General features: G+C 72.7%; 9 protein-coding genes. 3 read left to right on the forward strand and 6 right to left on the reverse strand.

The features are described from left to right. Window positions 1-267 precede the first annotated feature (267 nt). The 4 genes from AMIS_RS20695 to AMIS_RS20710 are packed head-to-tail and all read right to left on the reverse strand — an operon-like array spanning window position 268 to window position 5,088. Window positions 268-2,463, reverse strand: a complete 2,196-nt coding sequence (locus AMIS_RS20695; RefSeq protein ID WP_014444321.1) for a putative bifunctional diguanylate cyclase/phosphodiesterase — start codon at window positions 2,461-2,463, stop codon at window positions 268-270. Window positions 2,464-2,466: 3 nt separating this feature from the next. Then, window positions 2,467-3,276, reverse strand: coding sequence for an SAM-dependent methyltransferase (locus AMIS_RS20700; protein ID WP_014444322.1), 810 nt, complete (start codon window positions 3,274-3,276; stop codon window positions 2,467-2,469). A gap of 34 nt (window positions 3,277-3,310) precedes the next feature. Next, entirely contained in the window at window positions 3,311-4,450 is a 1,140-nt protein-coding gene (locus AMIS_RS20705) for an acyl-CoA dehydrogenase family protein (protein ID WP_014444323.1), read from the reverse strand. Beyond that, the gene (locus AMIS_RS20710) at window positions 4,447-5,088 is read right to left on the reverse strand and encodes a TetR/AcrR family transcriptional regulator (RefSeq protein WP_014444324.1); all 642 of its coding nucleotides are present in this window, start codon (window positions 5,086-5,088) and stop codon (window positions 4,447-4,449) included. The genes AMIS_RS20705 and AMIS_RS20710 overlap by 4 nt, the downstream gene beginning before the upstream one ends. A gap of 123 nt (window positions 5,089-5,211) precedes the next feature. Here AMIS_RS20710 and AMIS_RS41255 point away from each other — a divergent pair, with 123 nt between their 5' ends. Together AMIS_RS41255 and AMIS_RS20720 are read left to right on the forward strand one after the other, a co-directional pair. Further along, the gene (locus tag AMIS_RS41255; RefSeq protein ID WP_014444325.1) at window positions 5,212-8,244 is read left to right on the forward strand and encodes a type II toxin-antitoxin system Rv0910 family toxin; all 3,033 of its coding nucleotides are present in this window, start codon (window positions 5,212-5,214) and stop codon (window positions 8,242-8,244) included. Further along, complete coding sequence (locus AMIS_RS20720) at window positions 8,244-9,830, forward strand: acyl-CoA synthetase (RefSeq protein ID WP_014444326.1); 1,587 nt, start codon at window positions 8,244-8,246, stop codon at window positions 9,828-9,830. The genes AMIS_RS41255 and AMIS_RS20720 overlap by 1 nt, the downstream gene beginning before the upstream one ends. A 24-nt stretch (window positions 9,831-9,854) precedes the next feature. On the opposite strand, the gene AMIS_RS20725 is transcribed toward AMIS_RS20720, so the two are convergent. Next, a complete protein-coding gene (locus tag AMIS_RS20725; protein WP_014444327.1) occupies window positions 9,855-10,487 on the reverse strand; it encodes a DivIVA domain-containing protein in 633 nt (210 codons plus the stop codon). Window positions 10,488-10,565: 78 nt separating this feature from the next. Further along, on the reverse strand, window positions 10,566-11,504 hold the full coding sequence (locus AMIS_RS20730) for a LysR family transcriptional regulator (RefSeq protein ID WP_014444328.1): 939 nt from the start codon (window positions 11,502-11,504) through the stop codon (window positions 10,566-10,568). Between the two features lie 69 nt (window positions 11,505-11,573). Between AMIS_RS20730 and nadE the strand changes: the two genes are divergently transcribed. Continuing rightward, window positions 11,574-12,401 carry an ammonia-dependent NAD(+) synthetase gene (gene nadE / locus AMIS_RS20735; RefSeq protein WP_014444329.1) on the forward strand — a complete coding sequence of 276 codons (828 nt, stop codon included), beginning with the start codon at window positions 11,574-11,576 and terminating at the stop codon, window positions 12,399-12,401. Window positions 12,402-12,440 lie beyond the last annotated feature (39 nt).

A 12,440-nucleotide genomic window follows, 5' to 3' on the forward strand; every position in this document is an offset into this window, starting at 1 on the left:
CACACTCAAACACTCACTAAGATCCGCAACGTGCCCGTCATCGATCTTGATTCGCCGCCTGCGGCACGGCCGAGTCGACCCGCACAGCGCCAGCGGCAGCGGCGCAGGAACCGGCGCGCGCTGATCGCGATCGCGGCGGTGCTCGTTCTCTTCGGTCCTCCCCGCGAGCGCGCCGGCTCTCCCGATCCGGCGGGTGCCGTCACACTGTGCGAGCCGCGTTCCGGTGTGGACTCTTACCGCGCGGGAGCGATCGTCCTGGACCCCGCATCAGGCGAGATCCTGCGAGCCGTCGACTGTCCCGGGTGAGGCCGGGAAGGTGGTTCGGCGCAGCAACTCGGTGATCTCGTTGGGTCGCTGTGGACGGGCGAACAGCCACCCCTGCCCCGTGTCGCACCCCAGCGCCCGCAAGCGGTCCGCCTGTGGGCGTGTCTCCACCGCCTCCGCCGTCACCGACAGGCCTATCACATGCGCCAGCCGCACGATCGTCTCCACGATCTGCTCGTCCACGGTGCGCGTCGGGGACGAGCGGTCCGCCGCCGAAGAGGAGACCGCCGGAGGGGAGGCCGGGGACGACGCTGCCGGGGACGCGGCCGGCGGGGACGCGGCCGGCGGGGACGCGGCCGGCGGGGACGCGGCCGGCGGGGACGCGGCCGGCGGGGACGCGGCCGGCGGTTGTGCTCCGCGCAGGCCGTCCACGAACGGGCCGGCCAGCTTCAGGATGTGCACCGGCAGGCGACGCAGATAGGCCAGATTCGAGTACCCGGTGCCGAAATCGTCGATGGCGATCCGGATTCCCCGCTCCGCGAGAGCCCGCAGCGGCGCCGAGTCGTTGTCCATCACGGCGCTCTCGGTGAGCTCCAGCACGAGCAGGGACGGGTCAAGACCCGTACGGGAAAGGATCTTCTCGACGTCGGCCGGCAACGTCGGCTCATGGACCTGGGAGACGGTCATGTTGACGCTCACCGACAGATGCGCCGACGGGAAAGCCCGCGCCCAGTACGCGGCCTGCCCGCACGCCTCCTCGAGGACCCAGCTGCCGAGCGCCAGGATCACCCCGGTCTCCTCGGCGAGCGGGATGAACGCGTCCGGCCCGAGCTCGCCGAGTTCCGGGTGCTTCCAGCGGACCAGGGCCTCGACCCCGGTGAGCCGCCCGTCGGCGAGGCTGACCAGCGGCTGGTAGACGAGGGTGAACTCGCGCCGGTCCAGGGCGTCCGGCATGGCGGCGGCCAGGGCGTACCGTGCGGCTTGCCGGGCGTCGCGGTCGGCGTCGTAGGTGACGTAACGCCCCCGGCCCTCCGATTTGGCGACGTAGAGGGTCAGGTCGGCGGCTTTCATCAGCTCGGCGGGGCTGGTGTCCAGGACCGCGCTCTCGACGACGCCGATGCTCGCCGAGATCCGGGTCCGGTGCCGGCCCAGCTGGAACGGCCGGGTCAGGGCGGCCAGCACGGACGCGGCGAGACGGGTCAGCTCGCCCGGCCCGTCGGGGTCGTCGACGAGCAGCACGAATTCGTCGCCGCTGACCCGCCCGGCGATCTGGTGCGCCGGCTCGCAGCAGTCCCGCAGCCGGTCGGCGACGGCCACCAGCAGGTCGTCGCCGACCTGGTGCCCGAGGGTGTCGTTGATCCGTTTGAAGCCGTCCAGGTCGAGGAAGCAGACGCCGACCCGGGCGTCCGGACCGGCCTCGGCGAAGATCCGGTCGAGGCGGTCGGCGATCATCGCCCGGTTCGGCATGCCGGTGAGCGGGTCGTGGGTGGCCTGGTGCTCGAGCCGGTCCTGCAGGCGCAGCCGGTCGGTGATGTCCTGCACCATGGCGATGGTGAACTCGGGCGCCCCGTCGTCGTCGCGGATCAGCGACGAGGTCATGTCGGTCCAGACCACGCCGCCGTCGGCCCGGTAGTACGCCTTCTCCAGCCGTACGGCGTCGCGTTTGCCGGCGATCAGCTCCTCGTAGAGCAGCCACATGTCGGGCGGGTCGCTGGGGTGCGCGAGGTCCGGCACCCGCAGCCCGGTCATCTCCTCGGCGGTGTAGCCGAGCAGGTCGGCGAAGGCCTGGTTGACCCGGACGATCTGCCCGTCCATGGTGCTGATGCCGATCCCGACGGCGGCGTTCTGGAAGACCGCGCGCATCCGGGACTCGCTGGCCCGCAGCGCACGCTCGGCGGCGGCGTGCGCGTCCAGGACGGCGCGGTTGAGGCGTTCCTGCTCGGCCATGGTGGCGGCGCGCAGGGCACGGGCGTACCCGGCCGCGACCGCCGCCGCTGCCCTTTTGTCGTCCAGGATGCCGATGATCGCCTCGAGCACCGACGGGTCGGTCAGGTGCGCCTCCACCAGGGCGGCGCCGACCGCGGACGGGTCGTGCGGCAGGAGGGCGGCGAGCCGTTCCAGCAGGGCGTCCAGGTCCGCGGAGTCGAGGGGCACGAACATCGACCGGGTCAGCTCACGCCGCCACCGCCGGGCGAACACCGGTCAACCCTTGCGAGCCACACCGGCGTACGCGCCGACCTGCTCGGGATGCTCGTCGACCGGGTCCTGCGGGTCGGGCCGCCACTGCGGGATGAACACCAGGCCCGGGTCGACCAGGTCGAACCCGTCGAAGTACGCCGTGATCTCGCCGGCCGTCCGCAGGCTGATCTCGGTGCCGGTCCGGGACGACAGCCGCTGCGCCTCGATCACCTCGGGCGGCTGGCCGTCGCCGGTGGCGTGCGAGATCAGCAGGTAGCTGCCGGGGGCGAGGGCCTCCCGCAGCGCCGCCACCGCCGAGCCCGGGTCGTCGGCGTCCGGCACGAAGTGCAGCACCCCGGCCAGCAGCACGGCGACCGGCTCACTGAAGTCGATCAATTCCAGTTTGCGGGACTCCGCGATGATCCGGTCGGCGTCCCGGACGTCCGCGCAGATCACCCCGGTCCCGCCGACGCCGGCCAGGATGGCCCGGCTGTGCTCGACGGCGACCGGATCGATGTCGACGTAGACGACCTTCGACCCGGGCGCCGCGTCGAGCGCGATCTCGTGCACGTTGCCGGCCGTGGGGATGCCGGAGCCGATGTCGAGGAACTGCCGGATGCCCTCGGCTGCCAGGAACCGCACGGCCCGGCGCAGGAAGACCCGGTTGGACCGCATGGTCTCACCGATGTTCGGGGTCATCGCGGCGATCTGCTCGGCGAGCTGCCGGTCGACGGCGAAGTTGTGCGCCCCGCCGAGGAAGTAGTCGTAGACACGAGCGGCGCTGGGCCGGTTCACGTCGATGCCGGCCGGCACCCAGTCGGTCGTCTCGGTCACCCGTGCCCCTTAGAACGATCAACGACAGTATTGATCAGCGACCATACCCGAAAATCTTCGCCGCGAGGTCGGTCATCACCTCGGTCGCTCCCGCGCCGATGCCGAGGATCCGGGTGTCGCGGTAGTGGCGCTCCACTTCGCTCTCCCGCATGTAGCCCATGCCGCCGTGCAACTGGACCGCCTCGTCGACCACGTACTTGCAGGTCTCGACGGCCGCGTTCTTCGCCATGCAGACCTCGCCGGCGACGAACTCGCCGGCCGCGTGCCGCCGGGAGACCTCGCGGGTGTAGGTCCGGGCCAGCTCGATCCGCTGCCGCATCTGGATCAGCTTGTGCTGCACCACCTGCCGGGCGATGAGCGGTTTGCCGAACGTCTCCCGTTGCCGCGTGTAATCCAAACAAAGATCAAGACAACGCTGCGCGATCGAGTACGCGTGGACAGCCGCGATGATCCGCTCCGGCACGAAGACCTGGCCGATCAGCATGAACCCGCCGTTCTCCGGCCCGATCAGGTTGGCGGCCGGCACCCGGCAGTCGGTGAACGACAGCTCGGCGGTGTCCGAGCAGAGCCAGCCCATCTTGTCGAGCTTGCGGGACACCGTGAAGCCGGGCGTGCCCTTCTCGATGACGAGCAGGCTGATCCCGGAGGCGCCGGGTCCGCCGGTACGCACCGCGGTGGTCACGAAGTCGGCCCGGACCCCGGAGGTGATGAACATCTTCGCGCCGTTGACCACGTAGGAGTCGCCGTCGCGGACCGCCGTGGTGCGCAGGTGCGCCACATCGGAGCCGGCGTCCGGCTCGGTGATGCCGAGCGCGCTGACCTTCTCGCCGGCCAGGGTGGGGCGGACGAACCGCTCGATCAGGCCGGTGTCGCCGCTCGCGATGATGTGCGGCAGCGCGATCCCGTGCGTGAAGATCGCCGCGTGCGCGCCGGAGGAGCCGCCGGCTTCGAGGAACGCCTCGGTCGCGAGCGTCATGTCGACGGTGTCGCCGCCCTCGCCGCCGATCTCCTCGGCGAAGCCGATGCCGTAGAGGCCGGCCTTGGCGACGCTGCGGTGCACCTCGCGCGGGATCTGCCCGTCCCGCTCCCAGGCGGGCAGATTCGGGAGGATCTCCCGGCCGACGAACTGCTTCATCGAGGCTTGCAGGGCCGCGCGCTCCGCGGTTTCGATCATGCCTGGCTCCTTCGAGGGGTTTCGACGAGGGTGTCCGGGTCACGGCGGCCCAGCAGGATCGCGGCGGCCCGTTTCCAGCGGCGGATCAGCAGTTCCCGGCTCGCCAGGTCGCCGCTGACGATGCCGGTCATGGCGAGTCCGGTGAGGACCTCGAACGTGAAGTGGACGACGGTGTCGACGCGCGGGTCGTCGGTGAGCAGCTCCCGGGCATGGTCCCGCAGCGTCCCGAAGATCTCCTTCTCGACGGCCACCAGGGCGTCGCGCAGGGCCGCGTCGGTGCGGGCGGCGTTCCACAGTTCGAGAGCGGCCCAGAAGATCGGCGACGAGAAGTGCCGCCACACCGCGTCGATGAACGCGTCGAGCGGTTCCACGCCGGGCGCCACCATGCCGATCTCGGTGGCCAGCCCGTCGAGGCGCCGGCGTGCCACGTGCTGCACCGCCGCGACGAGCAGGTCCACCTTCGTCGGGAAGTGGTGCAGCAGCGTGCCGCGTGGCACGTCCGCCCTGGCCAGGACCTCGGCGGTGGTGGTCTCGGCATAGCCGCGCTCGACCAGGCACTGCACCGTCGCGTCCAGGATCTTCGACCGGGTCGCCTCACTGCGCTGCGCCTGAGTGCGCCGGCCCTGTTCCGCTGTCACGGCAGTAACCGTACGACTTGACGGTTAGTTCGGTCTACTGCAGATTTCCGGAGCAGGATTCGAGGGCTTGTGGTGACACGGGTCACTCGCTTACCGTCACGCCAGACTGTTAGGGAGTCGTCTATGCCCGCTCGTCAGCGCCTCGCCATGCTCCGCGCCGTCGCCGCGTCCGCGCTGCCCCGCCGCAGCCGCCCGGCGACCGGCGGTCCGGGCGCGGCGGCGCGGGAGACGGCGGCGGGCGCGATGGTCGCGCCGCCCCGCGAGCTGAAGTACCCGTTCGCCGCGTCCGCCGAGATCCCGGCCTCGCCCCAGGACGTCTTCGCGGTGCTCGCCGACCCGGCCCGGATGCCGGACTGGCTGGTCCTGCACACCGGCTGGGCCGGTACGCCGCCGGCGCGGATCACCGACGGCGCGCGCTTCGCGCAGCGCGCGAAGCTGATGGGCATGGCCACCGAGGTCCGGTGGACCGCGTCGGGGGTACGGGAACCGGCATCCCTCTGGCTCGACGGGACCGGCCCGATGGGCATCGTCGTCGGGCTCTACCTGTCGCTGGGCAGTCTCGGGACCGCCGGGTCCGGCACGCTGGTCCGGATCGACGGCGGCGTGGAGGGCGGCTCGGCCGACGGACCGCTCGGTCCGATGGTGGCCCGCAACCTGGCCGACGCGATGACCAAGTCCCTGCAGCGCCTGGCCGCCGCGGTCGCCGACCGGCCCGGCGCAGCCGGCGCGCCCGCGTCCCGGACGTCCCCGCGCGAGCCGCGCTCCCACGACAAGGCCTCCGGACGGCTTTCCGGGCAGGCCACGCCCGAGAGGCGGGAGCCGCCACGGCCGCGCCCGGTGCGCACCCCGAAGCCCGCGCCGGTTCGCCACGAGCGGACCGGGAGGGAGATCGACGCGTGGACACCCGTCATCGTCGGCGTCGGTCAGGTGTCCGAGCGGTCCACCGATCCGCTCGGCGCCGACCCGGTGTCCCTCGCCGTCCGCGCGCTGCGGGCTGCCGAACAGGACAGCGGCGTCACCGGGCTGCTCTCCACCGCCGACTCGGTGGCCTACGTGCCGAGCGTGTCCTGGCAGTACCCGGACGGCGCCGCCCTGATCGCCGCGGCGGTCGGCGCGGCACCGGCCGAGACCGTGCGCAGCAGCACGTTCGGCGGCGACGGCGGACTCCGGCTGATCAACGACGCGGCCGCCTCGATCGTCGCCGGGCACGCCACGGTCGTGCTGGTCGGCGGCGCGGAGGCGGCGGCGACCGCGGCGGCCGCCGAGAAGGCCGGTCGCGAGCTGGGCTGGCCCGGTCAGCCCGAGGGCGCCGCGCCGGGCCGGATCGTCGGCGTCGACCTCGAGCCGAACAACGACCCGGAGACGGCGGCCGGCCTGGTCGCGCCGATCTACATGTACGCGCTGATCGAGTCGGCCGTCCGCGGCAAGCTCGGCCTCTCCGTCCCCGACCATCAGCGCCGGATCACCGAGCTGTGGTCGCGGTTCTCGGCGGTGGCGGCGGAGAACCCGTACGCCTGGCTGCCCGGGGCGCGCACCGCGGACGAGCTCGCCGGCACGAGCGGGGAGAACCGCCCGATCTCCGCGCCCTATCCGAAGCTGCTCACCGCCCACCTGCAGGTCAACCAGGCGACCGGGGTGATCCTGTGCAGCGCGGCGGCGGCCGAGGCGGCCGGGATCCCGCAGGACAGGTGGGTGTTCCCGCACGCCGGGGCGCACGCCACCGACGAGTGGTTCGTCTCCGAGCGGGCGGATCTGGCGGCCTCCCCGGCGATCCGGGCGGCGGGCGCGGCCGTCCTGAACCACGCCGGCCTGGACATCTCCGACATCACGCACGTCGACCTCTACGCGTGCTTCCCGTCGGCTGTGGAGATCGCCGCCGACGAGCTCGGCCTGGATCTGCAACGGCAGCTCACCGTCACCGGCGGGCTGACCTTCGCGGGCGGGCCGGGGAACAACTACTCCGGGCATGCGGTGGCCAACCTCGTACCCCTGCTGCGGGCCGACCCGGAGGCGTCCGGCCTGGCCACCGCCCTCGGGTGGTACCTGACGAAGCACGCGGCGGGCGTGTTCTCGGCGACGCCGCCGGAGCGTCCCTACGCGGACGTCGACGCCGATCTGCGGATGCCCCGGCCGGCGGCGCGCACCGCGGCCGGCTCCTACGCGGGTCCGGCGGTGCTCGAGGCGTACACGATCCCCTATGACCGTTCCGGATCGCCGGCCGCCGCCGTCGTCACCGCGCTCGCCCCGGACGGCGCCCGGATCGTGCGCCGCGCGACCGACCCGGAGTTGATCGCCCGGCTGCTCGCCGACGACCCTCTGGGGTGGACCGTGGAGTTCACCGCGGACACGGTGACCGTCACCGACACCACCCGGTCGCCGCTGCCGGCCCCGGCCGAACCGCCGCTGATCGTGGAGTGGCACGGGCCGGTCACGGTGTTCCGGCTCCACCGTCCCGCCGTGCGCAACGCCATCGACCTGGCCACCGCACGGGCCCTGGAACGCGCCGTCGACGCCTTCGAGGCCGACCCGTCCGCGCGGGTCGCCGTGCTGACCGGCGGCGACACCACGTTCTGCTCCGGGATGGACCTGAAAGCGGCGGCCCGCGGCGAGTACCCGATCACCGAGGGCCGCGGGCTGCTCGGCATCACCGCCCGCCCGCCGGCGAAACCGCTGATCGCCGCCGTCGAGGGATCCGCCCTCGCCGGTGGCTGTGAGCTCGCGCTCGCCGCCGACCTGATCGTCGCCGCCGAGGACGCCTGGTTCGGCATCCCCGAGGTCAAGCGCGGCCTGATCGCGGCGGCCGGCGGCGTGCTGCGCCTGGCGCAGTCCCTGCCCCGCAGCACCGCCCTGGAGATGGCCCTCACCGGCGCGCCCCTGCCGGCCCGCCGCCTGCACGAGCTCGGCCTGATCAACCGGGTCACCGGGCCCGGCAAAGCCCTCAAAACCGCCCTCGAACTGGCGCAGGAGATCGCCGCCAACGCGCCGCTGTCCGTCCGTCTCTCCAAGCGCATCGTCGACGAGCACCGCGACTGGAGCACCGCGGAGTCCTTCGACCGTCTCTCCGACTTCGCCGGCGAGGTGATCGGCTCCGCGGACGCCCGGGAGGGCATCCGCGCCTTTGCCGAGGGCCGAGCCCCCCAATGGAAGGGCATCTGATGAGCACGCTCGAACATCTGCACGCGGTCCTGCGGATGCACCAGATCGGGATCGTCAACCTCGCGCGCCCCGACCGGCTGCTCAAGATGGCCGCCACCAACGGCCGGCTCGGCCCGCAGGCCGCCCTGATCATGAAAGCGGCCGCCGAGCACCCGGACCTGCCGGCCCTGACCGACGAGCGCGGCACCCTCACCTACCGGCAGCTCGACGAGCAGTCCAACGCCCTCGCCCACGCGCTGAAGAGCTTCAACCTGCCGGACCGCGCGGTCGTCGGCGTCCTCGCCCGCGACCACCGCGGCCTGCTGCTGGCGATCAGCGCGACCGCGCGGGCCACACTGCGGCTCGCCCTGATGAACACCGGCCTGGCGCCCGGACAGCTCACGCAGGTGGTGGAGCGGGAGAAGGTGCGGGTCCTGCTGCACGACGAGGAGTTCGACGACCTGGTCGCCGGGGTGACGATCCCGCGGTACCTGACCTGGGGCTCGTCCACCGGCACGTCCATCGAGGAGCTGGCCTCGGGCCGGCCGGTCACCCCGCTGCCCCTGCCGGACAAGCCGGGCGGGTTCATCATCCTCACCAGCGGGACCACCGGGCTGCCCAAGGGCGCGCCGCGGACCAAGGTGTCCCCGCTGGCCAGCGCCCTGATCGCGGACCGGATCCCGTTCCCCCGCCAGGGCGCCGCGGTGATCGCCTCGCCGCTCTTCCACAGCACCGGCTTCGGCGCGTGGACCGTCGGGCTGTCGCTGGCCAACCACGCGATCCTGATGCGCCGCTTCGACCCGGAACGCGTCCTCGGAGCGATCGCCGCCCATCGCGCGCAGATGCTGGTCGCCGTGCCGACCATGATGACCCGCATCCTGGCGCTGGGTCCCGCCGTGATCGAGAAGTACGACACGTCCTCGCTGCGCACCGTCTTCGTCGCCGGCTCCGCCCTCCCGCCGGACCTGACCGCCCGTTTCCAGGAGCAGTTCGGCGACGTGGTCTACAACGTCTACGGCTCCACCGAGGTCGCCGTCGCCACGGTCGCGCAGCCGGCCGAGTCCCGGCGCGCCCCCGGAACCGTCGGGAAGCCGCCGGTCACCGTGCACGTGGCGCTCTTCGACGGCGCCGGAAAACGGATCACCGCGCCGGACACCATCGGGCGGGTCTTCGTGCGCACCGGGATCCCGTTCGAGGGTTACACCGACGGCCAGCACAAACAGATCATCGACGGCTTCATGTCCACCGGCGACCAGGGACACTTCGACGCCGAGGGCCTGCTCTACATCGACGGCCGCGACGACGACATGATCATTTCCGGCGCGGAGAACGTCTACCCGCAGGAGGTGGAGAACCTGCTGGCCGCCCGCGAGGACGTCCTCGAGGCCGCGGTGATCGGCGTCGACGACCCGGAGTTCGGCAAACGCCTGCGCGCGTTCGTGGTCCCGATCCAGGGCGCGGTCCTGGACGCCCAGGAGATCAAGGAGTACGTCAGGGGGTCGCTCGCGCGCTACAAGGTCCCCCGCGACGTGGTCTTCCTGGACGAGCTCCCCCGCAACCCCACCGGCAAACTCATCCGCCGGAACCTGCCCACCGGCCCTCTGTGACCGCCGGCCGCCCGGCTCGACCCGTCACTGATAGGCGCTCGGCTCGTCGGCGTCGCGCAGCTGACGGCTCACGTGCTCGCGCAGCGCCGCGAGATACGTCGACGCCAGCTGCCCGAGCTGCTCGATCTCCTGCTGCAGCGCCGCCCGCCCCGCCACGATGCCGTCCAGCGCCGTCGCGTGGTCGCGCTGCGCGGCCGCCTCCGTGCCCTCCGCGGACAGCCGCGCCTCCGCGACCAGCTGATCGGCACGGGCCTGGGCGTCGGCGATCACGCCGTCCGCCTCGCCGCGCGCCTCCCGCAGATGCTCGTCGGCGGTCCGCTGCGCCATCATCAGCACCCGCAGGTTCCGATCATCGCCACCGGCAGCCGGCGGTGGGGCGGAATGCGCACGCTCCAGCTCGGCCTGCAGGTCACGGGCGCGCTGCTCGGCCCGGTCCCGCTCGGCGCTCAACTGACCGAGAAGACCGCGCAGCGCGGCGATCTCGTCCTCCGGACGGGTGACACGCGTGCGGAGGGTGCTGTTCTCCTCCATGAGGCGGGCGAGTTCCTGCTCCACCTCGTCCAGGAACGCGTCCACCTCCTCCTCGCCATACCCACGCCGGCCGGCCGGCGGCGCTTTGAAGGCCATGTTCTGAATATCGGCCGGGGTGAGTGGCATCCTGCTCCTCGGGCGAACGGCGGCGAACGGTGACGAGCGGTGACGAGCACCGGCAAGGAGTGCAAGGCGCAGACCAGCCTACGCGCTCGGCGCACCGATATGGGTCAGCAAAGCCCGCAGCGCACCTGGCGGTGGCACACGCGGACCGGTCCAGATGGCACGAAGGTCGCGTTCCAGACGAAGACCCTCCAGGGGTACGTGTCGCAGCCGTCCCGCCCGCAGATCATCGCCCGCCGCGAGCCGGCTCACCACGGCCGGCGCCGCCCCGGCCAGCACCGCCGCCCGCACGGCAGCCGCCGTGGACAGCTCCAGGACGGGCGCGGCCTGCCGTACCCCGTCGCCGAGCGCCTCCCGCAACGCCGCCGTGAGATAGTCCCGGGTGCCCGACCCCGGCTCCCGGGTGACCAGGCCGGCCGCCGCGAGCTCACCGGCGGTCACCGGCGCACGCCGCCGCGCCCACGGATGCCCGGGCGGCACGACCAGGACCAGCTCGTCGTGCCCGACGATCCGGCTGCGCAGGCCACGCGGCACGGTGGGCCCCTCGATGAACCCGAGGTCGGCCTGGTTCGTCTCCACCTGCTCGATCACGTGGTCGCTGTTGGTGGCGGTCAGCACCACCCGGATCGGGGTCTGCCCCCGCCGCGCCGCGTCCGCCGAAAGCCCCACCAGCCAGCCGGGCAGCAGATGTTCGGCGACCGTGAGGCTGGCGCTGACCCGCAGCGTGCTCCGGCTGTCCTCGCGCAGCGCCGCCAGCCCGGCGTCCACCTCGGCGGCGAGTTGCAGGAGCCGGTCGGCCCATTCGACGACCACGGCGCCCTGCGGGGTGAGCCGCGCGCCGCGCGGGGTCCGGGTGGCCAGACGCACGCCGGTGCGCGACTCGAGGGCGGCCAGACGCGCCGAGACCGCCTGCTGGGAGAGGCCGGCCTCGCGCGCGGCGGCGCTGACACTGCCGGTCCGGGCCACCGCGAGCAGGATCTCCAGGGCGGCGAGGTCCGGCATCCGGGGGCTCAGGGTCACGGCAGTTGATCGTACGGAAGGCCGGTCCTCCGCCGACGACGCCGGGCGGGCGGCCGATAGGGTACGCGGGTGGCTAACCTTCGTGATCAGATCATCGCTGAGCTCGGCGTGAAGGCGACCGTCGACCCGGCCGGGGAGATCCAGCGGCGGGTCGGGTTCCTCCGTGACTATCTGCGGTCCACACCGGCCACCGGTTACGTGCTGGGCATCAGCGGCGGCCAGGACAGCACCCTCGCCGGCAAGCTCTGCCAGCTGGCCTGCGCCGAGCTGCGCGCCGAGGGCCGGGAGGCGACGTTCGTCGCGGTCCGCCTTCCGTACGGGGTGCAGGCCGACGAACTGGACGCCCAGGTGGCCCTCGGGTTCATCGAGCCGGACCGGTCGATCGCGGTGAACGTGAAGCCGGGCGCGGACGCGTCGGCCGCCGCCACGGCGCAGGGACTCGACGGCGGCGAGCTGCGCGACTTCGTCCGCGGCAACATCAAGGCCCGCGAGCGGATGGTCCTGCAGTACGCGATCGCCGGCCAGCTGAACATGCTTGTCGCCGGCACCGACCACGCGGCCGAGGCGGTCACCGGCTTCTTCACGAAGTACGGCGACGGCGGCGTGGACGTGACCCCGCTGACCGGCCTGACCAAGCGGCAGGGCGCGGCGCTGCTGCGCGAGCTCGGCGCGCCGGACAGCTGCTGGCAGAAGGTGCCCACGGCCGACCTGGAGGACGACCGCCCGGCGCTGCCGGACGAGGTGGCGCTCGGGGTGACCTACGCCGAGATCGACGACTACCTGGAGGGCCAAGAGGTCACCGACAAGGTCGCCGAGCGGGTGGAGACCCTGTTCCGGAACACCCGCCACAAGCGCACCGTCCCGGTCACCCCGCTCGACGACTGGTGGCGGGCGTGACACCGTAGATCACCCCACAACCTCATCCGGTACGGGGGT

It is taken from the genome of Actinoplanes missouriensis 431 (assembly GCF_000284295.1).
In the GTDB taxonomy this organism is placed as follows: Bacteria; Actinomycetota; Actinomycetes; order Mycobacteriales; family Micromonosporaceae; genus Actinoplanes; species Actinoplanes missouriensis.